The sequence below is a fragment of the Paraburkholderia aspalathi genome (assembly GCF_905220735.1).
GTDB lineage: Bacteria > Pseudomonadota > Gammaproteobacteria > Burkholderiales > Burkholderiaceae > Paraburkholderia > Paraburkholderia aspalathi.
Window position 1 is genome coordinate 79,213 of the sequence record NZ_CAJNBA010000011.1, and the last position, 22,616, is coordinate 101,828.

At 58.6% G+C, this 22,616-nt stretch carries 26 protein-coding genes; 22 read left to right on the top strand and 4 right to left on the bottom strand.

Annotation, left to right across the window (positions count from 1 at the left end; translation table 11 throughout):
- Positions 1–13 precede the first annotated feature (13 nt).
- The gene (locus tag KHO30_RS35340) at positions 14–3,025 is read right to left on the bottom strand and encodes a Tn3 family transposase (RefSeq protein WP_211703643.1); all 3,012 of its coding nucleotides are present in this window, start codon (positions 3,023–3,025) and stop codon (positions 14–16) included.
- 214 nt (positions 3,026–3,239) lie between these two features.
- Between KHO30_RS35340 and KHO30_RS35345 the strand changes: the two genes are divergently transcribed.
- From KHO30_RS35345 to KHO30_RS35360, 4 genes are all read left to right on the top strand, one after another.
- The gene (locus tag KHO30_RS35345) at positions 3,240–3,677 is read left to right on the top strand and encodes a hypothetical protein (RefSeq protein WP_244864208.1); all 438 of its coding nucleotides are present in this window, start codon (positions 3,240–3,242) and stop codon (positions 3,675–3,677) included.
- A gap of 253 nt (positions 3,678–3,930) precedes the next feature.
- Entirely contained in the window at positions 3,931–4,257 is a 327-nt protein-coding gene (locus KHO30_RS35350; protein ID WP_211703645.1) for a hypothetical protein, read from the top strand.
- 48 nt (positions 4,258–4,305) lie between these two features.
- The gene (locus tag KHO30_RS35355) at positions 4,306–4,500 is read left to right on the top strand and encodes a hypothetical protein (protein WP_211703646.1); all 195 of its coding nucleotides are present in this window, start codon (positions 4,306–4,308) and stop codon (positions 4,498–4,500) included.
- A 285-nt stretch (positions 4,501–4,785) separates the two neighbouring features.
- Positions 4,786–6,015, top strand: coding sequence for an SGNH/GDSL hydrolase family protein (locus KHO30_RS35360; protein ID WP_211703647.1), 1,230 nt, complete (start codon positions 4,786–4,788; stop codon positions 6,013–6,015).
- A 91-nt stretch (positions 6,016–6,106) separates the two neighbouring features.
- On the opposite strand, the gene KHO30_RS39430 is transcribed toward KHO30_RS35360, so the two are convergent.
- The 3 genes from KHO30_RS39430 to KHO30_RS35375 form a co-directional block, all read right to left on the bottom strand.
- Positions 6,107–6,637, bottom strand: coding sequence for a hypothetical protein (locus tag KHO30_RS39430; protein WP_244864209.1), 531 nt, complete (start codon positions 6,635–6,637; stop codon positions 6,107–6,109).
- 78 nt (positions 6,638–6,715) lie between these two features.
- Entirely contained in the window at positions 6,716–7,927 is a 1,212-nt protein-coding gene (locus tag KHO30_RS35370; protein ID WP_211703648.1) for a DUF1173 domain-containing protein, read from the bottom strand.
- 68 nt (positions 7,928–7,995) lie between these two features.
- Positions 7,996–9,264 carry a KfrB domain-containing protein gene (locus KHO30_RS35375; RefSeq protein ID WP_211703649.1) on the bottom strand — a complete coding sequence of 423 codons (1,269 nt, stop codon included), beginning with the start codon at positions 9,262–9,264 and terminating at the stop codon, positions 7,996–7,998.
- Between the two features lie 383 nt (positions 9,265–9,647).
- Here KHO30_RS35375 and KHO30_RS35380 point away from each other — a divergent pair, with 383 nt between their 5' ends.
- From KHO30_RS35380 to lepB, 18 genes are all read left to right on the top strand, one after another.
- Complete coding sequence (locus tag KHO30_RS35380; protein ID WP_211703650.1) at positions 9,648–9,980, top strand: DUF5658 family protein; 333 nt, start codon at positions 9,648–9,650, stop codon at positions 9,978–9,980.
- Positions 9,981–10,130: 150 nt separating this feature from the next.
- Positions 10,131–10,391 carry a hypothetical protein gene (locus tag KHO30_RS35385; RefSeq protein ID WP_211703651.1) on the top strand — a complete coding sequence of 87 codons (261 nt, stop codon included), beginning with the start codon at positions 10,131–10,133 and terminating at the stop codon, positions 10,389–10,391.
- A gap of 7 nt (positions 10,392–10,398) precedes the next feature.
- The gene (locus KHO30_RS35390) at positions 10,399–11,175 is read left to right on the top strand and encodes a DsbC family protein (RefSeq protein ID WP_211703652.1); all 777 of its coding nucleotides are present in this window, start codon (positions 10,399–10,401) and stop codon (positions 11,173–11,175) included.
- Positions 11,172–11,429 carry a hypothetical protein gene (locus tag KHO30_RS35395; RefSeq protein ID WP_211703653.1) on the top strand — a complete coding sequence of 86 codons (258 nt, stop codon included), beginning with the start codon at positions 11,172–11,174 and terminating at the stop codon, positions 11,427–11,429. Before KHO30_RS35390 ends, KHO30_RS35395 begins: the two co-directional genes overlap by 4 nt.
- On the top strand, positions 11,429–11,950 hold the full coding sequence (locus KHO30_RS35400) for a lytic transglycosylase domain-containing protein (RefSeq protein ID WP_211703654.1): 522 nt from the start codon (positions 11,429–11,431) through the stop codon (positions 11,948–11,950). Before KHO30_RS35395 ends, KHO30_RS35400 begins: the two co-directional genes overlap by 1 nt.
- On the top strand, positions 11,947–12,615 hold the full coding sequence (locus KHO30_RS35405; protein ID WP_211703655.1) for a conjugal transfer protein: 669 nt from the start codon (positions 11,947–11,949) through the stop codon (positions 12,613–12,615). The genes KHO30_RS35400 and KHO30_RS35405 overlap by 4 nt, the downstream gene beginning before the upstream one ends.
- Positions 12,612–13,637 carry a TraU family protein gene (locus tag KHO30_RS35410; protein ID WP_244864211.1) on the top strand — a complete coding sequence of 342 codons (1,026 nt, stop codon included), beginning with the start codon at positions 12,612–12,614 and terminating at the stop codon, positions 13,635–13,637. Before KHO30_RS35405 ends, KHO30_RS35410 begins: the two co-directional genes overlap by 4 nt.
- 10 nt (positions 13,638–13,647) lie before the next feature.
- A complete protein-coding gene (locus KHO30_RS35415; protein WP_211703656.1) occupies positions 13,648–14,148 on the top strand; it encodes a TrbC family F-type conjugative pilus assembly protein in 501 nt (166 codons plus the stop codon).
- Positions 14,149–14,183: 35 nt separating this feature from the next.
- A complete protein-coding gene (locus tag KHO30_RS35420; protein ID WP_211703657.1) occupies positions 14,184–14,660 on the top strand; it encodes a hypothetical protein in 477 nt (158 codons plus the stop codon).
- Positions 14,650–15,012, top strand: a complete 363-nt coding sequence (locus KHO30_RS35425) for a hypothetical protein (protein WP_211703658.1) — start codon at positions 14,650–14,652, stop codon at positions 15,010–15,012. The genes KHO30_RS35420 and KHO30_RS35425 overlap by 11 nt, the downstream gene beginning before the upstream one ends.
- 12 nt (positions 15,013–15,024) lie before the next feature.
- Positions 15,025–15,624, top strand: coding sequence for a TraE/TraK family type IV conjugative transfer system protein (locus KHO30_RS35430; protein ID WP_211703659.1), 600 nt, complete (start codon positions 15,025–15,027; stop codon positions 15,622–15,624).
- Positions 15,621–16,571, top strand: a complete 951-nt coding sequence (locus KHO30_RS35435) for a TraK domain-containing protein (protein WP_244864212.1) — start codon at positions 15,621–15,623, stop codon at positions 16,569–16,571. Before KHO30_RS35430 ends, KHO30_RS35435 begins: the two co-directional genes overlap by 4 nt.
- Positions 16,572–16,573: 2 nt before the next feature.
- Positions 16,574–17,911: a TraB/VirB10 family protein gene (locus KHO30_RS35440; protein WP_211703660.1), complete on the top strand. Its 1,338-nt coding sequence runs from the start codon at positions 16,574–16,576 to the stop codon at positions 17,909–17,911.
- A complete protein-coding gene (locus tag KHO30_RS35445; protein ID WP_211703661.1) occupies positions 17,908–18,591 on the top strand; it encodes a TraV family lipoprotein in 684 nt (227 codons plus the stop codon). The genes KHO30_RS35440 and KHO30_RS35445 overlap by 4 nt, the downstream gene beginning before the upstream one ends.
- 15 nt (positions 18,592–18,606) lie before the next feature.
- Positions 18,607–18,999 (top strand): hypothetical protein, encoded by a 393-nt coding sequence (locus KHO30_RS35450; protein ID WP_211703662.1) that lies wholly within the window; start codon positions 18,607–18,609, stop codon positions 18,997–18,999.
- A 93-nt stretch (positions 19,000–19,092) separates the two neighbouring features.
- On the top strand, positions 19,093–21,672 hold the full coding sequence (locus KHO30_RS35455; protein ID WP_211703663.1) for a TraC family protein: 2,580 nt from the start codon (positions 19,093–19,095) through the stop codon (positions 21,670–21,672).
- The gene (locus KHO30_RS35460; RefSeq protein WP_211703664.1) at positions 21,669–22,088 is read left to right on the top strand and encodes a hypothetical protein; all 420 of its coding nucleotides are present in this window, start codon (positions 21,669–21,671) and stop codon (positions 22,086–22,088) included. Before KHO30_RS35455 ends, KHO30_RS35460 begins: the two co-directional genes overlap by 4 nt.
- Complete coding sequence (lepB, locus tag KHO30_RS35465) at positions 22,081–22,611, top strand: signal peptidase I (protein WP_211703665.1); 531 nt, start codon at positions 22,081–22,083, stop codon at positions 22,609–22,611. Before KHO30_RS35460 ends, lepB begins: the two co-directional genes overlap by 8 nt.
- Positions 22,612–22,616 lie beyond the last annotated feature (5 nt).

A 22,616-nucleotide genomic window follows, 5' to 3' on the forward strand; every position in this document is an offset into this window, starting at 1 on the left:
AATGAGCTTTGCGTTATCCGGGCCGCGGCGCCGGTCCTTCCCGATCGGCAGCACGGGCTGCCTGACCAAACAGCGCATCACTCAGCCAGCTCTCCAGCGGCCGGTCCATGCGCAGCTTGTAATCGCCAAAGCGCTTCAGATTGTGCGTCGGATACGGGCTCAGAAATTCAAGGTCTTCAGGCCTGATCGATACGCCCTCACTGACCATCTCGCGTAACGCCTGCATCATGTCGACCGTGTTTTGCAGGATCACCGCCGAGGCAACCAAGTCATTGTAGCGAAGGCGCTTCTGCTGTTCCTCCGGCTCGTTCTCCGCGATCACGTCGCCACCGAACGACAACCACTTCGCGAAGCCGTTATACGACTCAACCTTGTTGGTGGTTGCTGTCACGTCCTGTCGCATTTCCCGGCTGCCGATCCATTCGAGCAGAAACACAGTGCGCACAACGTTGCCCAGCTCGCGCGCAGCAAGATACAGGCGGTTCCTGCGGCTCTCCGAACCGAGCCGGCGAAGCAGCAGAGGCGAGGAGATCGTGCCCGCCTGGATCGACAGCGCGACCTGCATCAGGTCCTGCCAGTGCCGTTCGATCAGTTCCCAGTCGATCGTCGTCGAGAATAACCGGTCAATGTGTTTGTACTTCGTGCCGTCGTCCGGACGAAAGAACTTGAGATCCTTCCAGTTGCGGATGCGCGGCATCAGATTGATCCCAAGCAGGTACGTGAACGCGAAGACCGCCGCCGACTGCCCTTGGGTATCCGAATGAACCGTGTCGGCCTGCACGGAAAGACCGGCCTTCAGCAATCCTTCGATGACGTAGATTGCCTCCCAGACGCCCGGCGGGATAAAGTGACGGAAGACCGCAATGTAATTGTCGGCGACGTGCCGGTATGCGACGGCGCCCATCTTACGGTAGCGATGGTGGTAACCGGTGAGCAGGTTGTTTTCGTAGAAGTCGTATTGCGTGCCGTCGGCGGCGACTGTCTTGCCGTCGCCCCAGTGTTTCGGCAAATCGAGACGCAGGTAGAGCTCGATAAGTTCGCGCTGTGCAGTTTCGAGTTTGTCCACGCTCATGTGCCGCCGGTTGACGAACGACATCATGTGCGCTGTCACATCAGCGTCGAAGTGTCGCGCAGCCTGCGTCGGCCCGAGGTTGCAGCCCATCGCGAAGATCGTCAGCAGATACCGTTCGGCCGCCTTGCGGATCTTCGGGTCACTCCCAGAGAGTGGCCCGAAGTGCCGGGTAAAATGCGTCCAGTGCTCGATGTTTGCGAGTACATCGAGCACGTTACGCGTCTTGAGCCGGTCGTTCAGCCGCTGCTGCAAGGTGATCGCACTGGCCGGAATGTCCTTCGCCACCGTGCGGCGCAGAACCGGCTCGTTGTCTGCGCCAATCGTGACGTGATCGCGTTTGGCCGGGAAATCGTCGTCGAGTTGCTTCGCCTTATCCGTGAGCCACTGGCGCAGGTGTGCGACGAAATCCTTCGCGTTCCCGGGCAAACCGACCTTCTCGCAGTAGTCCGGCAGGCGGCGTTCGCATTCACGCCACGGCAGCATGTGGACGCGATAGTCCTCGAACGCATCCGAGCCAGTCACGCATAGATCTCCGTTACGCAGTTCCTCGGCCATGAACGAGAACACACACAGTTCGAGATAGCGCCGGTTGGTTGGTGCGCCCTCACCATGTGAGCGCCTGACAAGCTTGTGCCAGCGTGGTGTCGCAAACCCGAGATCTACCTCCGTATCGATCCATTCCCGGTGTCGCGATTCGTTCTCCAGTACGATGCTCAGTGCGTCGAGCAACCCGCGCGCCTGACTGGTCGACTCCCATGTGAGTGCATGGGCGAGCCGCATCGTGACCGAACGGTGAGCGCGAAAATGTTTCCACAGCAGCGGCAGGTAATTGCCGCCGCTAAGGGCACGCACCGCCGCGCAGCTTTCACGCAGCGGCTGCAGGTCACCCGTGGGCGCCAGCCATTTGCGAATCGACTGCGCGATGATCCTTTCGTCGTAGTCTTCGTCGAGAATGTCGACCACACCATCGAGCAGCCCGACGAGCGTCTCCATCTGTGCCTGCTGGGCGTGCTGGATTTGTTCGAGTTCGTCGCGGGCGCGCTTGTGAATCGCACCCATGCGCCGGATGAACATGTCGGCAAGATCGTCGCGCGTACGTACGCGCATGTGGTTCCACAGCGAAACGATCAACGCGTAGCGTTTCTCGGGCAGCGTTTCCTTAAGATTCGCAGCGTCCAGGCTCATCGCCTGCAATGCCAGCGAGCGTCGTTTGGACGCCGGAATGCCGGAGAGCGCAGTCGTGAAATCGCCTAAAGTATCCATCCAAGCAAGATGATCGATCAGCCGATCAAGATGCTGGCGCGAGGGACGTTTCGCGTGTCGCTTGATTTTGTTGTACGTGGTTTTCTGGCTGGCAAATTCGCGCTCAAGCAGTCCATCGAGCACGCACTTCTGCTCGGCCGTAAGGCGTCGCGCCACGCGGCGAAACAGGCTGGTCTGGGTCTTCGCGTGAATCTGTTCAGCGATTCGGTCCAGCGTCGAGAACGCGGGCAGTTCGAGTTGCTGTGCGATGAGCTCGTCCATCGTCGCGTTAATGATGTCGACGGGCTGGTCCAGCGTGGCGGCAGCAGCATGGGCGGCACGGATGGCAATTTCGCTGCCGTCGGTACCGTAGTACGGTTTGATGCCCAGATAGTCGCGGATTGACGCATGGTGCCGGAACAGCGTCACCGAGGAGCGGGTGTCGTAGGCCAGCCCGATAGCAGCGTCAATGCCAGAAGTCGTGCGGATGTAATCGACCACGGCTGCAGGGATGCTATCGAGCGCCGGGAAGTAATGCAGTTGCTGAAAGACCTTGAGCAGTACCAGCAGACCCAGCCGGGAACGCTCACCGCGCGCGGATCGCCGGATCCAGTCCAGTTCTTCCGGCAACGGCGCGTAGATCGCCTGCAGTTCCTGGGTCGAGAAAGCCTTCGGAAAACGGGGATACGCAGTGCGCTCGATGGTAGCCATGCGAGTCATCCTGATCGCAGAGGGCCGCTCAGATTAGCGCAAGAAAAAAATTAATGACTGGGTGAAATTCGAATAACAGCGCCGGTCTATATAACTAGAAAGCTTATGATAGGAATTCACGTTCATCGTGGCTTGACCCCCGCTACAGCCGCGCTGAGGCGATCGCATGCCTACTCCTGAACATACCCGGCTAACCGCACTCGGAGCCCGCTGGATGAAGCGGCAGGGCTTCGATGTGGTGGGAACGGAGATCGTCGCTGCTGGAAGTCGAGAGCAGCCTGACGTGATCGGTTTTCGCACGGTGTGCTCGGCCCTCATCGAGGTCAAGATCAGCCGCGGTGACTTTCTCGCCGACGCACTGAAACCAGAACGGCAGATTCTGGGATCAGGTTTGGGGGTGTACCGCTTCTATCTCTGTCCGCAAGGATTGATCGAGGCTGACGAATTGCCTCCGAAATGGGGATTGCTGTACGCGGCAGGTCCGACCGTGCTGGAAGTCGTCCGGCCGCTCGGGAACATCTGGCCGGGACCGGGGGAAGCTATCGGAAATTGGGCCGATTTTCAGCACACGCCCGACGCAGCAAAAGAGCGGGCGATCCTGTTTTCTATCGCGAGGAGGCTAGCCAACAGACAGCCCATCTCCGTGACCTAGGCAAAGCCATGAAACTACTCAGAGACAAGCGTGCGTGGCGCCGATTCCTGCTGAACGATTTAAGCATGCCAAAGCGGGACGCGGACAACGAGCGGGAGCCGAAGGAATATCCCTGCTTTGCGTACGCTCTAATTCGCTCGTTTGGGTACGAAGAACTCGGGCCGCTCTACCTGTACGGCAGGGATGTGGAAAAGATGATGGCAAGGTTGAGCGCGGCTCGGCCTGCCGACGCTTGATGTGGAGCTGGACGTATATGCACGCCGAGAAGCCTTCTGCGGCCCGTGTGGCCCGGCAAATTAACGTGACTGACGTTGAAATCGCCGGCACATGGATGCCGTGTGAGTACATCGAGGATCGATCTGGTCGCGTGCGCGTTGTCATGCTTGCGGACGTCGACTTTGACGAACCTGCGCGCAGCGCCGTCTGGCATCTGACACTCGCTGCGTCTGTAGCGCACCGCTTAGAACAGATCGAGCCTAGCCGCAAGCTGACGGTCCGCATAGCCATGGCCGATCGGACAGTCGCTGATTGGTCTTTCCAGCAACGCCTGAAGCGTCACCTCCTTACACGCGACGAATAGCATCGGGGAAGCGCGATGGGACAGTGGACAATCGAGAGCGAGTATTGCATGTCTCATCCTAGCGGGTGGACGATCGCGAAGTACAACGTGAAAGACGCTCACGTCTACATGCTGTGGCAAGGCGACACGCCCCATGGCAGGTTCGACAGCCCTCAAGCCGCAATGAGAATACATACGACGCTTCTCGGTGCGGCGGTTGCACCGGATCAGCCTGGTGCGCAGCTTCTCACCAGCAGCGAGTAGCAGCAGATGGAGCAACCGCGCTTTTCGCCCGGTGCCTGGCCGTATAAACTGCGCAGCGGCGGCAGCAATCTCACCCGTTTTGCGCCGCTTATTCATGGCCTCTGCCGGCATTGAAAGGCGATGGACGGCCTAAACATCAAAACATCGATATTGATGTTTTGATGTTAGAATGTTGTACATGATGTGACGCGACGCAGTGCCGCTTGATTCTACGCGTGCATCAACGAATTAAACCAACAACTTAGACGGCTCGACCGTCACCAGACCAAACGAGGACACAGCCCGATGAAGTCGATCAATCAAACCAACACGAAGGTCGGTTCGCGCCGCGATACGCTCGCGCGCTTCGCTCAACTGGCGATTGCCAGTGCTGCCTTTGCGATGCTTGGAGCTTGTGGTGGCGGTGGCGGTGGCAGCAGTGACACCAGCTCGGCCAACACCAGCACGTCCGCCGGCGGCGTCAACCTTCAGGTCGTGTCATTTGGCGACAGCCTCTCGGATGTCGGTACTTATGCACCGGTAATTTCCGCGAGCTTTGGCGGTGGCCGCTTCACGACCAATCCCGGAGAGGTGTGGACGCAAAAGGTCGCTGAATACTATGGCGGTGCGCTGAGCGCTGCCTACCTCGGTGGCTTCGGCCAGCCTCTCGCTGCTTCGACGGGGCTTGGCTATGCACAGGGCGGTGCGCGCGTGCAGGATCCGGACGGCGAAGGGCATGCCCCCACGGGTACGGCCAATGCCGACTACTCGGCCGCGACAACCGTCCCGGTCACGCAGCAGGTACAGAACTACCTAGCCGCGCATGGCAGCTTCAACGCCAACCAACTCGTTCTGGTTAACGGTGGCGCCAACGACATTTTCGAACTGGAGCCGACGATTCAGGCTGCAGTTACAACGGACGTGGCTGGTGGCATGGACGCGGCCGCAGCGATCCAGAAGGAGGCAACGGCCAGCCTCGGCCCGGTCGCACAAACTTTCGCTGGCGTCATCCAGCAGATCGTAGCGGCGGGAGCGACGCACGTTGTCGTGTCGAACGTTCCGGACATCGGCCAGACCCCGCTCGGCGTCACGGGTGGTGCGTCCGCGCAGGAACTGTTGACCGCGCTCTCGACCGTTTACAACGCCGCGCTCGCGCAGTCGATCCAGAGTCTCGGCCTGTCGTCCAGCAAGGTCATCCAAATCGATGCCTTCAGCTGGCAGGACGGCATTAACACGACCTATCAGGCAAATGGCTTTACCGTGTCGAATACCGGCACGGCCTGTAACCTGCAATCGATGGCCGCCAATGCGACCGCTTACGGCACACAGAACCCGAGCGTGCTGAACGGATTGACCCCTGCGCAATATGGCGCGTCGTTCGCATCGGCGCTGTTCTGCTCGCCCCAAACCTACACGGTGGCAGGTGCCGACCAGACGTACATGTTCGCAGACAACGTTCATCCGACGACGCACCTGCACGCGTTGTTCGCACAATATGTCGAGCAACAGGTCGCCAAGAGCGGTCTGGGCAAGTGATCCACCGGGCATGAAACGAAGACGGTAGAGAGTCGGTTGTCGCAAAAGAGAGGGGCGCTCCAGGGCGCCCCTCTCTCATTCTGCTCGTCGGCTAACCGGCTGCAAAACCGTGCGTATAGTAAAACCAGAAAGCTCCCGGCCCAGCCAGGAATAGCGGCCACGACTTCAGGGAGAGACGCCAATCCACCGTCGACGGCCACGCCGCAAAGATCAGCTGCGCGAGCGCGCCCCATACGGCCAGATCCCACGGCCAGAATATATAGCCGTTGCGCAGACGGACTGCCGCAACCGCCACCGCTATGCCATACCCAAGCATCGGGGCAAGGCTCGCCGGCGCAGCGTTCCACCAACGCACATTCTCGAACAGCACGCTGCCAAACACATAAGAGCCGTCCTGCGCCCTCCGTGGCCACACTGACAGACTCACGGGCCGTGCGAAGGTCACGAAACCGAGACAGAAGTGCAGAAGCTCATGGGCGAGATTTCCTGGTAGGGAAACGAGGGCGAAAAACGCATTGCCCCGTGCGAAGCGAGCGAGCAGGACCGCACCGAGAATTGCCGGCGTGAGATAGGCCGCGATCGCGCGGATCGCAACATGATGAAAAGCTGGGAAGTGGATCACCGGAGCAGCGTGCCAACTAAAAAGGACTGAGGTAGGGCAGGACAGACTTTCGCATGCGAAAGCCTGTTGTCTTGACGGTCACGCTGCTCGGGACGAAACCGCTGCGGGCGGGATCGCGGGGATGATGTCGCCGGCGATCCACCGCACGTGTTCCAGATCGCTCTTATCCGTCAGATCGTTTAGAGCCATCATATAGTCCTCTGACGCGTTCGACGGCACCAGGTACATCGCTGTGTGCTTGTTCTGCGTATCGCTCAGGATGACGCTTGCCAGCGGCTTCGAGGCGGCCAAATTGTATCGCAGCCCCTTCACGAATCTGCGTTGCGAGCTGATCAGCGACTCGATGAGGTTCTTCTCATCGACGTTGGTGAAGGGGATCCAGTGCTCCGTCGTAACCATGAGCGCCATTTCCTCAATCTGCGCCACACCGCTACGATCAACACTGAACGTTGCGATGGTAACCAGGTGGATCTCCGGGAAGGCATTCCACAGGCTGACCTCGTCCTTGAAAACCTTCAGCTTCTTGTTCAGATCCTCGCTGATCATGAAAAAGAAGTCCGGAACCTGCTTCAGGACCATCTTCTTGCCGTAACGTGCCGCGGTGACTTCCTTGACTTCGCCGATAACGATGAAAAGCTTCTGACCTGGCCGGTCTGACTGTTCGACTGCAGCGATGAAAGCCTTACGTCGCTGCGTAATTTCATCCTTCTTGTCCACGTAGAAAGGCTCCGGCACATACAGGGTGCTGGGTAGATGCAGGCCCTTGGTGAACTTACCCTGCGCTGCGCGCGTGAGGTACTTGTGCACCGTCGCCCAACTGCGCTTTCCGTGCATGGCAGGGTTCCAGTGCGTCAGGTGCGACGCGTCCCACAGGAAATGCAGCAGTGACCGTATCGTCAGCTTGGAGCTATCCGCCTTGATGCTGCCCGGCTCCGAATCGGACGGTGCGGGCGGTGCCCGGCCCGCAATCTTGTTGAGGGCGAAATCGAGTTTGAGCATGGTCTTGCCCTCCTCGGTGTCTTCCTTGATTGCGTGCCCCATCACCTCGCCCAGGCCGCTCAACTCAGCAGGCGGCTCGTACGAGTCGCAGTCCGCCGAGTGTTCCGCACCGGACTCAGGCATCCGCTTTATCTGAAAATGCCCCGAGACCTTCGAGACATACATTGGCGCACCCGGCCTCACGCAAAGGCAAAGCGGGCGGATCTTCGTGTGGTGTACGCGCCCGAGCGCGGCCTGCAAGCCCGGATCATCCTCAGCGTATATCTTTCCGTCGATCGAGTATCGGTGCATCTCCAGCTCCCCGTAGTGTCACTGCTATGTGGGCCTCTGCTGACTCCGGCGGGCCCGCTTCACCGGATTCATAGCCCATCTATGGAGCGTTTCTGAGTGTTCTGTTGCGCGGGCTCCTGCTGACGGCCCTGATCGAGCTCCTTAGTGGAGTCCCGCGTACGGTTCGGGTCCGGCGTTAGCTTGCGCTCGTTCGCCCGGTATTCCAGCTCCACGCTATTGCCAACATGCACCTCGCCACTCAGCTGAGCCTTGGTAAAGCGCACAGCGTCCGCTCGGCCTGTCTGTACGAGGACGTGGGTGTCCGTGACTTCCACGACTTTGCCGGTCACGTCGGCACGGACTTGGCTCGCATCCGTAATCCGTAAACGCGTCTGCGTATGCTGCGGTTGGCCGGCTTCGGCGGAATGGTCGGCCGTTAGAACAGGCGCTTCGCGACCTCCTGCCGCGCTTCCTCGTTCTCGTGCATCTCCTTGATGCCTTGCATTGCGCTGTTGATCCACTTCGAGGTGGTCTCGCGGTGGGAGTCCAACGGCTTGTCGGTAGGCGTCCTCGTTGATTCGTCCGGTTTCCCGGTATTGCTCGACTCGGGCTTCGAGTCGTTGCTTGATGTGGTCATACGGACCCTCCGATTTCAGTACATTGATGTTGTCAAACCCCTGCAGATTGACCGGGTTCGCCCGATCGCGGACGTCGATGATGTCCAGCAGCAGATTATTCCCAAAGTATGCGCCAAGTTGCTCCAGTGACACCGGCAGGCCGCCCTGAATCTTGGCAATCGTCGCGATGCTCGAGCCGCGACCCTCCTCATAGAAGCGTCGTAGCGTGTTATCCAGCGCATTTTCTGAGCGCGCGTGAACCACGATGATGTGCGGGATGAACCCGGCATCGATCGCGTGCTGGATTTTGTCGACGCTTGTCGCGAACGTTGACATCTGCCCTTCGAAAACCATGTGCGCGGCGGGAGGCAGAGCATTCTCCTTGAGCACCATTGAAGTCTTGCCTGCACCGGGAGAACCGGTCAGGAAAAACACGACGTCGCGCCCCGACTCGCGGGGGACCCGCAGGTTCTCTGCGAATAGGGCCGAAGAGAGCACTGCGGCCGCATTGTGAACCGGATTGTTGAACCGGTTGCGTGATTCGCGCGACGCGCTGAACTCCGCAAACGTTTCCTTGAACAGATCGGCCGCGACATACCGACCATCAAACGACCGCGCGTCGTGCCGGTATGTCTCGATGTACTTCTCCGGATCGGCCTGCGCAGATTCGATCGCTCTTTCCTGCACAAGACGTCTATCCGGTTCATCGAAATTCACATACCGAATATTTTCAAGCTGCATAGGCACACTCCGGTCCTTAAAACCACTTAATGGCTGGACTTCGTCGAAAAACCACTGTTTGGGGAAAACCGCTTATTACCGCAATTCGAGCGCGCGTACGCAGAAACCATCTGAACCGACAGCCCTGTCGCAGCTGCCGCTTGAACTCGACGGCGCGTGGTGAGCGATTTTGTGGCGTCCTTGGGCAGAAATTGTAGTGCAACCGTGAGGCCACGCGAAGTCTTTGCACTGGTTCTGTCACCGCCGCATATCGTGCATCACGATCACCTAAATTTCGATGTGGTAACGCTACGTCAGATAATGCAAGTCATTGAAAATTAAATTATACTCACTACATCACATGATACAAGTTAAGAACGTGGCGCGGCCTATACGGGGGCACAATGACGCGAGACCATTCTCTAAAAAAGCTGTTCAGGAACCGCACACCGATTTTGATCGGTGCAGTCGCAGGTCTTCAGGTGCTGGACTGGCACAGCACACTCTCCGCCCCAAGGGGGCGCTTCGAGACGAACAAGCTTCTGAGCTGGCTCAGCCACTGGACGAGCTTCGTGTTCGTGATTTCCGCCGTCAAGCTGTTTTTCATCACGGTCCTTCTAGTGGGCTTCCTCTATTGGCGCAGGCACAAGGGCGTGTACGACTTCGAGTTCACGATCTGTCTCTGCGTGGCAGCCTTCGTCTACAGCGCGGTGGTAGTCAACAATTATTCGTCATAACATCAATATTGATATTTTGATGTTGCGATGTGTATGATTGATCCGGACTGACTCGGCAAGGTTCCCGCTCTCGCCGCTGCAAAAGGAGAAACGTCCGGCGTGCTCGCTCGCTTCGGTATCATTTCGGGATCTAGCAACCGGGAGCGAAAAATGACCGCCATTGTTGAACAAGATCTGAAGGACGCAGCTGGGGCCGGAACGATCAAGAATTTTGTCGTCGAGGAAGTTGAGGCAGGGTACGTCCTTCTCACTATTTTCAGTCGATCCAATGCCGAACACATCCTGTACACCCAGCGCAACCGCGCGCGTACGTGGGCAAATGTGAATTCGCTCATTGAGTTCATCCTGCATTACAAACCCGAGCTGCCAGAGGTGACGATTCGCCTCATGAGGCGCTCTCACCCTACTTAGAGGATTCATGCGCCGTCTCTTGAAAATTTCTGCAGCACTGATTTGCGCCGGTTACGCCCTGTTGGCTCATGCAGGGTTTTCCGAAGATCTGGTCAAACGATTCCCTGCCGCGCAAGGAGCAAAGATCGAAAAGGCGTTTCCGGGGTTCTGGTCCGTCGTCAAGGGCAGCGAGGTCTTCTTTGTCCGCGATGACATGTCCGTCCTGATTTCGGGCAACGTCATCGACCTGAAGACCAACCATTCGATTACGAACGACCTGGAAGAAGCGAACCGTCCCAAGATCGACGTTGCCCAGCTCGACACCAAAGATGCGATCAAGTTCGGCAGTGGTTCCCGACGCCTTTACGTCTTCTCCGATCCGGACTGCCCGTACTGCCGGATGCTTGAAGGCAGCTTGACAAAGCTGACCGACGTCACGGTCTATATTTTCCCCTTCCCACTTGCCCAGCTCCATCCGAACGCCCCCGGCGTCGCCGAAGCGATCTGGTGCCAGGCTGACCGCGTACAGGCGTGGCACGACTACCAGAACATGGCTCAGTTGGTGAAGGCCGACGCGCTGCTCCCCGCATGGCACGACTATCTGCATGCGCACAAGCAGCCGGAACAGCCGGTGTGCGACAACCCGATCGCCCGCAATCTCGCCTTCGGTGAAAAGTGGCACCTCAACGGCACGCCGGCCCTGGTCTTCGAAGATGGAACGCTGATTCCTGGCGCGATCCCCGCAGAGCGGATCACGGCCCAACTCGCCAAATCCCACGCCAACATAGCGACGGCCGCCAAATGAAAACCCTCATTACCGGATTGCTTTCCCGTCTGGCCGTGCGCGGCCAACACACGGTTCTCCACGCCGGCGTCGTCACGCTCATCGCGACAGCGGCTTTCATGATGTACACCGCTGGTGAAATGGGTGCGATGGGGCCACTCATCATTGCGTTGTCTTTCTACGTCGTATTCGCCGCCGTGACGATCGAAGTCGTCCTCGGCGTGTTCACTCTCGTCAGAAAATTCGCGCAGGGTGGCCTGCGTCGCTACTCGTAATGATTCGCTTTCTCGCGCCTCTCTTAGTATTACTAATCGCAAGCAACACAGCGCGGGCGGATGCCGATGCGTGCTTTGTTCACGCTGCGCAGCGCCGTCACCTGAACGTGAACCTGCTGCGTGCGATGGGACGGGTCGAGTCGAATTACAGGCCGTATGTGACGAACCCGAAGACGGGTGCGATCGGCGAGATGCAGATCATGCCGTTTCATCTGAACTGGCTGAAGAAATACGGCATCTACGAACGTGACCTCTACGACGAATGCACGAACATTAATGTCGCCGCGTTCCTTTTGTCCGACTTCATCCGGATGTACGGCAACACGTGGCGCGCGGTCGGTGCCTATGGAGCCGGTATTGCGAAAGATAAGGAACAGGCTCGGATCGGCTACGCGCAACAGGTGCAACAGGCGTACGAACGTATCACGTATCACGTGACTACCAATCCCGCACCGGCTCGCGAATCACGCACCGTTTCCCCGGTAGAACCAGCAAGACCAACGATGGTGGTACAGCAATGAAACAACCAATTTTGATTGCAGTCGTGCTCGCTGCATCGGCGCTGGCAAGCGTAACGCATGCCGAAGACCTTGGCATCAAGGCACAAACCTACGCCCTCGACCGCGACGCGGGGGAACAGATCAAGGACGTGATGCGCCAAAAACAGGCGAGTGGCGAAATGGCCCAGTTCTGGAAAACCTATCGCGACCGCACGATTGACTCGATCAAAAATCCGCCTCCTCTCGGCATCAAGAGCGACTACACCGCACGGACTGAGTTGCGCCCGCTGCAGTTCGTGATTCCGGAAGACTACAAGGACCAGAGCGGCCGCGTAATCGTCACGCGCGGAACCGTCGTCGAGCCGCTGAAGATTATGCCATTGACGTACGGTCTGCTGTTCATTGACGGCAACGACCCCAAACAGGTTGAGTACGCGATCAAACGCAGCGAGTCAGAGCCGCTAAAGATCGTTCTGACCGCTGGCTCGCCGTATCTCATGCGGATCAAGTACCGAAACGTTCCTTGGCACGGCGGCATGGGCGTGCCGTTCTACTTCGATCAGCGAAAGATGATCATCAGCACCCTTTCGAAACTCTACGGCGTTGAGATCAACAGCGTGCCGGCCGCGTTGTTCCAGCAGGGCGACAAGCTCGCGATCCAGTTCGGCATGGGAGCATCCAATTGAAATATCTGATCCGTCTTTGGTTTGCTCTCGTCGTTGGCTTCGGGCTTTCGGGTGGCGCTCAAGCCCAGCAGATCTGTAACGGCAGCTTTCCCAACCTGATTACCGATGTCTGCTATGACTGCATTTTCCCGATCTCGATCATGGGCGGGTTCATCAATCTCGGCGTGTCCGGCGACGACTACGACACGGGCGTAAGTGGGTCGCCGATCTGTATCTGCGCGAACAACCTTGCTATCGGTACTCCTGTGTCCTTTTGGGAGCCGCGCTACATGGTCGACACAACGACCAAGCCAGGGTGCATGCCTCTGCTCGGCGGGATCGACATTGACACGCCGTACAACTCGGCCGAATACGGAAGCGAGAACTTCACGACCGCGCCACTAGGTGGCAAGAGAAAAGCCGCCTTCATGCAGGTCAATGAGTACATCAACCCCGTTATGTCGGCGCTTGGCGTGGTTGTCAACAATCCATGTTTGGATAGCCGTTCTTTCGACGTGCCTTTCCTGAGCTGGGCCGACCCGACGTGGAACGATGACGCGCTGTCGCTCATGCTCACGCCCTACGCATATCCGTTCGCCGGTGTGGCAAGCGTAGCTGCAGAGCTACCTGACGCAATCTCCGCCACGTTCGGCTTCCCGATGGAAGTCCTGTTCTGGGTCGCCGGTGCGTGGGGCCCAATGTATCCGCTCGATGGCAACGTGGCAGTGGCCAATACACAGGAACAGGTGTCTCACCTGATGGTTGCCCGCATCTTTGCCAAGCTCCATGCGGCGGGCGCGCAGCAAACCTCCGCAGGGCAGGATGCGCTGGATTCTTGCGGCGCTCTCGGCGTCCCGGAACTCGTGATGGACAAGCGCCAATACAAGACCAATCGAACCTTCCCCTTCCCCGACAACATGTGCACGCCGATCGGCCGACCGTTGGCGTTTCAGGAGATCGGCGCGTCGCGTCCGCAGGACAAGGATTACGGCTATTTCATCTTCCAGCGCAAGGACTGCTGCGCAACCACGACCATCCAGTAAAGGCACAAGCATGAAAAAGCTGATCGCATTTCTCGCACTCGCTGCCGCCTCGATGGGCACGCATGCTGACCCTTCGCTTGTAGACGCGATGACGGCCCGCTGGAACACCTTTATCTTCGTTTCGACGCAGATGCCGCGAGAGTCCCTGCTCGAACTCGCCCGTGAGGCGAGCCAGGCGCACGCCGTCATTGTGTTGACCGGTTTTGGCGGTCCAGGCAATACCCTGACCTCGACGCAGAAGTTCGCGGCCGACGTCAATGCAATTTGCTGTGGCAAGCAGCCGGCGCGCTGGATCATCGATCCCAACCTCACCAAGCGCTATCACGTCACCGCGGCACCCACTTTTGTAGTCGGTCACGGCAGCAGCGATAACCCCGGCGAATATTCGAAAGTGTCGGGCGAAATGAGCCTCGCGCAGGCCCTAAAGTTCTTCGCACAGGACTCGAAGCTGGTTTCCGCAAGCGACTACGCGAAGCGTCTCTATTACGCTGCATATGGCAACAGATATTGATTGTGGTCAGTTCTTCCAGTGATTAAAATAAAGATATGAACAAACACAAATTACTCATCTGGATCTGTGCCGCAACGCCCGCGAGCGTGTTCGCGGCACTTCCGAATGACGGGGTCACCTTTGTTGCGCATGGACCTTACGCCGCGGGTGCGGCGACGGTCCAGCCTGCGAACGGTGGGGTGTACGTCTACTCATCCAAGCCCGTAGATGATGGCCGGCGCTCGATGCGCTTCATGGTGGGCAAGCCGTCCCGGCAGACCTATGATCTCTTCAGCGCTGAAGAGGAAACGGCGCTGTACCAGGTACGTGCGGACAAGCTTGCAGCAATTGCGGCCGCTCGCAACCGCGCCCGGCTGCGCCACGTGGGGTTTCATGCGCACCCGAAGCTGAACTGGCCCAAAGTCGTCTTGGTGCGGGACAAGACCTGCGTGCCGCAACTACCGTTCGCCAGCTCGGCCGACTGGAAGGAACACCTCGTCTGCTGGAGCGCTGGAGACGCCCGTGTCGAATAGGTCATTCCACATTCCCAAACACGGCGGGGCGGAAAGCGCGTTTCTCGGCGTGGAGTTCCAGGACACATACATCCTGATTGTTAGTGTGTTTGTAGCGCTGGTTGCCGGGCGATTTTATGGAACGGGTGCCTACCTCGGAATTCCCTTTGTCGGCTATCACGCCAACCGCAAGTATCTGGAATGGCGCAGCACGCGGCTCCCGGGTTTCGTGACGGTATTCCTGTTCAGGTTCGGTCTGGCGAAATACTCCAAAGGCTTCAACTCGCAGCGCACGGTGTACGTCGGAGACTCAAAGGTCATCAATCCCGGCTCTAAACGGCTGCTCAAAAGAATCCTGCCTGACGGGGAGTAAGAGGAAAGCTATATGGATCTTCCAAATCGCAACAAGTCTGTCGCCGAGCTGCGCAAGGACAACAACAAGCTGATCACGGCCGTGATGTGCGTCGCCGTCGCGGCGTTGCTGATCTCGGCAAAGTCCTTCTTTCAGTCCGATGTCGTGATCAATCAGGTTCCAGGCATGCCTGATGGCGCGAAGATCGAAAGGAACGGCATGGACGTAGGGGCGATGCAGGCATATGCCTACGCCGTCACCAACGCACTGGCGTCGATCAATCCGAGCAACGGCGATAGCGTCAAGAAATTCGTTCAGCCATTTCTTTCGCCCGCCTGTTACACCAAAGTCAGCCAAGCGATCGACAACAAGGTCGCGTTGCTCAGCTCACAGCACGAGCTCGGTAGCTACTACTTCGTACTTCGGGGCTTTGAGGCCGACGACAAGCTGGGCCGCGTTTTCGTGAGGGGAGATCTGCATACGGTCAACGCGGCGAAGGACACGTCCGAGTCCTACGTTTTCGAATATCCGGTGCATTTTGCCAAATACCAGATGATCTTCGACGACGTCACCTCTTACTCCGGTGACAAGGTGCACAACTCCAATTGGATCCAGGCGCAACAAAAGAAATGATGCAGACAACTAACCGCTATCTGGCCGCGCTGCTAACCGCGTCGATCGGCCTCTCAGTTGCCGGCGCCGCGCACGCAGACGGTGCCCCTGCCGCTGTCGATTTTGGACAACCGGCCCCAAGCGTCACGAAACCCGCCGAAGCAAAGCGCAAGGTCGTTCATACGGCCCATCTGAAGGCGCGGGACCCGCTCACCGTCGACCCCAACATTGCAGTTAAGGCGACCCTGCCAAAAGAAATCGATCTGCCGGGGGTGCTGAAGGTGCCGGGTGAGGGCATGGGCGTACTCGATCCGACCAAAGCTCGAAAGATTGCTTGGACCAACGGTGGCGTGCAGACCGTGTACATGAGCATCAACGAGCCGAACCGCATCCAGTTACCGTTCAAGAATCCTTATATCGTGCAGACGAGCGATGTGAAGGTGGATCACCGTGCCGTCAGCAACAACCTCTACGTGTATTGGTTGACAGTGCCAGCACAGGCGCGGCCGCTCTACATTGAACCGCCGGGCGGTGGTCCGTCTCTCGGGCTCGAACTTGTCCCCAAGGACATCCCGGGTCAGACCATCCTGGTGACGGACGATACGGGCATCGTGTCGGGTCACCAGAAGCCCGCGGGCAGCAGCAGCGATTACATCAGCCACGTGCAGGACGTCATGGCAACGATCGCGCTGGGCCATGCGCCGGACGGATATTCGCAGGTCGACGTGAATCTTCCGCCTATCGTGATGGACGGCCTCGCTCTCACCGTTGGCGAGCGCTACAGCAATCGCGACGGCGACATCTTCGTCTACACCGTTCGCAATCCGGGGCAATCCCGTGCGCTTCTGAGGGAGCAGGAGTTCGACGGTGCAAATGTCCTCGCCGTCTCGATCTTCCCCAAGCCGCTCCTGCAGCCCGGCGAGCAAACGAAGGTCATTGTGCTTGCCCGCAAGCGTGAGGAACAGTAAGCATGGAAATGCCATCATTCATTCAGCAGAAGCGGCAGGAATGGGAGGACATGGATCCCAAGTTTCGCTACCTGCTGATCGGCGTTACTGTCATCGGTACGGCCTTCATCATCTATCAGCGCATTGTCCATCAAGTGCCTACGCCGTCGACCACTGCCGCCTTGCCCGCGCAGGTAGTGCCCGCGACTGCAGGTTCCCCGAGCACCCCTGCACCGCAGCAGGCGGGGTTTAACCAGACCATCGGTGTCTTGCCCACGTCGCCGCGCAATCAGGGGCTTGAGGATCTGACAACGCAAATCGACTCCCTCAGACAGCAGGTGGCGGCTTTGCAGCGCGCGCCAGGCACTGGGACCCCGGGTGGCGGTTCGATGGGGTTCGTGCGTGTCGTCAACCAGCCCGCGAACGCCGCGGCGCCTGCTGCTGCAAGCGGCGCCGACGCGTCATTGAATAACGGTCTCGGCAAGGATCTGCCCGCATCTGTGAGCTTCGACCAGCCCGGGTCGCGCGCGGGCAAAGCGGGAGCAGGGTTGCCGGACGGAGCCGCCGCGCCCATGGATCCTCCCGCGCCCATGCCGCTGGCACGTCCGATGATGGTCTCAGATCCGGTCCTAAAGACGTCGTTGGAAGACGATGCCGACCATCGGCCCGACCTGGTTCTCCCAATGTACACAGGCGTCGAGGCGGTCATGCTCTCGGGTATCAATGCGCGTCCGAGCGGATCGAGTGGCGGGGCGGTCGGTAGCGTGACCTCGGCGATCGATGTCGGTGCACCGTTTGTGTCGCGCGTGAAGGGCGTCGCGATCATGCCTAACTCTTGGAAAGCATCCGATCTGGAAAACTGCTTCATCGGCGGTTCCGCGACTGCTGTTCTGAGCGCTGAGCGCGCATACGGCATTGCGGACCACGTTAGCTGCGTTTTCAAGAACGGCGACGTCTACGAGGCACCGATGAAAGCCTACGCGCTGGATGTTGACGGCACGCTAGGCCTCGCTGGCAAGGTGGTCAACAAACAGGGGGCCATGCTGATGCAGGCCGCGCTAACGGGTGTGGCCGCTGGGCTCGGTTCGGCGCTGGCCCCCACCGCAGTGCCTTCATATAACACCAATACGGGCAGCGGCTCGACCCAGGGCTTCACTTACCCGAGCCCGAGCTATCTGGCCGGCACAGCAGTGGGGCAAGGCATTAATCACGCCGCTACCGAACTTTCGCAGTTCTACCTTAATTTCGCCAAAGAGACCTTCCCCGTCGTCGAAGTTACCGCGGGCACGCGTGTGACATGGATCCTTAAGGAAGACATCGTACTGAAGAGGCGAATCGCCAAGAAGGACACTGACCAATGAACCAGACACGCTTTTCCAACATCTTGGCTGCGACGGCGACCGTTGGTCTACTCGTGGCTCTCTCCGGCTGCTCGACCGCCTTCAACCCGATTGGGTCCAATTCATACGACTGCAACCGCAAGCAGGACCCCAGCAGCAAATATTGTCACAGCTTCAAGGCCGTCGAGTCTTCCACAAACGGCGAGCTTCCCGATAGTCGATTCGACGCCGAGTTGAAGTTCAGCCAGTACGACAAGGATACTGAGATCGCACCCGTGGGCGACAAATCGCATACGGGCATGAAGTCCGGTGGTGGCGAGGCACTCGTCATCGGCGCGGGGTCGCTTCCGCTGCTCGGCGGCCTCGATCCCGCTCCGCAAGAAGGGGCGCCGGTTCGCCAGGGGCCCGTAGTACAGCGTACGTGGATCAAGCACTTCGTTGACGACAACGACATGTTGACTGGCGACACGACCGTCTACAAGGAGATCGTGCCGACCCATTGGGCCGGATTCGATGGTGGCGATCCCGCCGGCGGAACGCGAGGCAATTACCCCCACAAGACAGCAGAGACGAAGATCGTCGCCGATACCAAGGCCGCGTCCGATCCCTCTCCGCGTACCGATTTCATCCAGCCGGGCAGTCAAACGTCGGCGAGTGAAAGTAGCCCGGGCACCTCAATGCCGAATTCAATGCCACAGTAATAAGAGAGGAAACCAATGAAACAACAAGCCGCAGTAAGCCCGCTGACCACGTCTGACCGCTCGTTCCGCCCCGCTGCCATCATCGTGCTTGCCATGGGCGCAATGCTCATTTCGGTCGGTGCGCTGAACGGCGGTACGGCACTCGCAGCCAGCGCGTGGGACACACTCGTATCGACCATCCAGAGCATGCTGGGCAGCACGCTCGTGATGGCGCTGGTGCTTCTTTCGTTGATCGTCACGATCTGGCAACTGGCACACGGTCAAGGTTATCGAAACCTGACGGTTGTGCTGGGCATTCTGGCCGTTGCTCTTATCGGGCCGTCGCTTATGACCACGGTGGCAACGGCGACTGGCGTGCCTGCGACCACCGACCAGGTCCAAGTAAGTGCCCTCGATCTCGCGCATTAAATCCCCGCGGCCTTTCGCATACGAAAGGCTCTCAAGCGCGGCGTGACCCTTACCGGTCACGCCGCGTTCCGCTGACGCCGAGAGAGATTCACCTTGACTGCTACCACGCAAAAGCTGCAAAAAAGACGGGCCAGTGACATGGTCAATCTCGAGACCTACACTTCCGACACGAACCTGGTTATCAGCAAGGCGGAAGCTGAGAAGCCGTATGTAGGCGCGGTCTATCGGATGACCCCTCTCGCCGGTGGCGGGGGAGAGTTCAGCACGGTTGTGCAAAACATCTTCAAGGCCGTTCCGGATGACTCCGTCATTCAGGTCAGTCTCATCGTTCACCCCGATCATGAAGCCCCGGAGACCTTCGCCAAAGGCAAGCTCTATGGTGGCCACGTGGTCCAGGATCTGATCGGCCGTCATAAGAAGCTGCTGAAGTCGGCTTTGACAACCGGATCGCTCATCGACATGCCGATCCTGAACAAGCGCACAGTCGTTATCTCGCTCGCAATCCCGAGCCGGAAAGTCGACAGTGACGTGCTGGAAGATGCCGAACACCTGCACAACGAGTTCTACGCGAATCTGAAAGATTGCGGCTTCTACGATGCCGAGGTTCTGAGTGCGCCGAAGCTCGTCGGGGTGTATCGACTGTTCGCCGATATTTTTGAACCGCAGGGTGAAGTTGAACTCGACCAGCTCGTTGATCTGAAGTATCAGATCTACGGCCCCGACCAGAATTTTGACTTCCGTGATTCCCGTGTGGGGATCTTCAATGAGAAGACCTATTGCACGGTTGTGACCTGTAAGTCATACCCGGAAAACCCATTCCACGGGATCATGAATCTCGTCAGCGGCGCACCCTTCAACTCCGGTACGACCAAGGACGGCGGCGGCAAGCGTATCGATACACCGTACATCCTCACCACAACCGTGCGCGTCGCGAGCCAGCGCAAGGAATGGACGCGTATGGAAAGCGCGATCAAGTCGCGCACCGCAACGCAAAATTTCCCTGTGAAGCTAGGCGTCGAAGACGCGTCCGCCAAGCTGAACGATCTCCTTGAGCTGAAGAAGCAGGCGGCCGAAGACGGCAACAAATTCGTCTATGCGTCGACCAACGTTTTCCTGTTCGGGAGGAAGCGTGAAGACGCTGTTCGTGCTGCTGCGACGGTCAAGGGTACGTTGAACAAGCTTGGTTTTGACGCGCGGGAAGTAATAGGGAATGGGCTTGTGCGCTGGGCGCAGTCGCTGCCGTTGAACTTCTCATCGACTATCGCCAACAAGGTCGACGGCGAAGCTGTTATGGCGGCATCGGAAGTCGGGTGCCTCCTGCCGGTCTATGGCGACGCCCTTGGCAATGTCAACAAGCACTTTCCTACGACTGGCGCGTCCTACATCACACGGCGGGGAAGCGCCCACTATTTTGATCCCTTCATCAGCAACTCCAACTTTTGCGGTGTGATGGCAGCAGAATCGGGTGCCGGCAAGTCCTTCAATCTGCAATACATGATTGACTGTGACCTGGCCGAAGGCACGAACGTGGTTCTTTTCGACAATGGCCGAAGCTCCAAGAAGTATTGCTATTCGGTCGGCGGGGAGTTCAACGAGTTCGGCGGTGCGTCGGGTTTCCGGCCGTCTCTCAATCCGTTTACTGGCCTAACCGACGACGAGTTCGACGACCAGCAGGAAACGATTACCGCCCTGCTGACGATGATGGCGTACGACAACGAGGAACAGGACCGGGGCGCCCGTATTGCGGCCAACGAAGCCGTGAAGGCTGCGTGGGGCCAGCAGGGCAATAAGGCAGAAATCGCGACCGTCATCGACTGCCTTGAGCGGATCGTTGCATCAGCCATCGAAAATCCCATGAAAAGCGAGCCTGTGACGGCGGCCCTGAACCTGATACCCCGCCTCAAGGCCTTTATCGAATCGCCGACACGTGGAGTGTATTTCCGCGGGCCGAGCACACTGAATCCCAAAAAGCAGCTGACCGTGTTCGAACTGGCCAGCCTGGGCGACGACGACCACCTGAAGCGCTGCGTGCTGTTTTGCTGCCTGAACGTCTTGATGACCCGAATCCGGACGGTGCAAGGGCGCAAGCGTATCTACGTCGACGAAGCGCAGGACTTGCTCAAGGTCCCGTCTGCTGCTGACGCGCTGGAGGGGCTCTACCTGAAGGGTCGGAAGGAAAAGCTGGCTGTCTGGATCATTGTTCAGTCGCTCATGAAGGTCTCTTTGTTCCCCGCCGGCTCGGTCATTCTCCGGCAGTCGGCATGGAAGGTGATCATGGCTCAGAAGTCCGAAGAAATCGACGCCGTGATCGACCAGAAGGTGATGACCGCTTTCGCCGAGGACGCGTATTTCAACCGTCTGCTGAGGAGCGTCGAATCCAAAAAGGGATTCTGGAGCGAGATGCTCATCATGGGCGAGAAAACCTACGAGGTAGCGCGCCTGTACGTCGATAAGTTCACCGCGACCCTCTTTAGTTCCGAGGGCGATGACAAGGACGTCGTGTTCAAGCTGATGGAAGAGGGCATGGACGTGCTCGATGCCGTCGCGAAGGTCATGGGGGACACGAAGGCACGGCGCGCGGAGTGGATGAAGAAGGCCCTAAATCTGTGGACGGATCACGACGGTCTGACGCCCAAGGAAATCATTAACGAGATAACGGAGTTGCTCCAATGAAAAACTACTTCACCGCCGGAGACCTTCCGTATTCAGTCGCAATCATGCTGTGCCTCGCGACGTACCTGATGGGGCACCAGGCCGCTACGCCTGCAAGAAACGTGGCGATCGTGGAGAAGGGGGCCGTCATTCTGGAAGCCACACTCGACCGGCCAAACCTCTCTGAAGCGCAGATTAAGGCCCAGGTGAGTGGGCCGATCAAGGCAGTGCTTCGCCGATACCAGCAAAGCGGCTACGTGGTGATTGACACCAGCCGGAACGATCAGGGCGACATTACCGTGGCCGCCATGCCGTCGAACACGATCGACATCACGAATGAATTGCGTGTGGCCGTTCATCTTCCGCTTCAGAAGCCAGCTCCGGCAGCAGCACCGGCTACGGCATCCAACGCAGCTATCGCGAGCAACCATGAATAGCGCGGCACCTGTACCCGATGACAGCTCGACGCCCTGCAACGAGCGAGGGAAATTCGCCGCGTTTCTTCTCGGCGTGCTTCTACTGGTTGTCTTGTTCTGGAGTAAGCCGATCGTCACACTCGGGTTCGATCCTCAAAGCGAGCGCTGCCTGCCTGACCTGCATCTCGCATTGCTTGTTCACGAGGCTCCGCAAACAGTCCGCGACGGCGACCTCCTTTTCTGGAGGCCCAGCGGCGCGCTCGCTGGATTCAAGGAGCAGTTCATCCTCAAGCAAGTTGCTGGCGTACCAGGGGACCACGTGACGATCAGGGACGGCAAGGTCGAGATCAACGGAAAGGTTGTAGTTCAAGGCTTTCCACTGGCCCGCTTCTATCACCGAAGCGCGAACGATTTCAATCGTGATGAAACCATTCCACCCGGGGAATTCTTTATGGTCGGTGTGCATCCCCTGTCGAATGACTCTCGCTATTGGGGTTATTTGGACGCGCACCAGGTAGCAGGTTCCGCCTACGAACTTTTCTGACCACG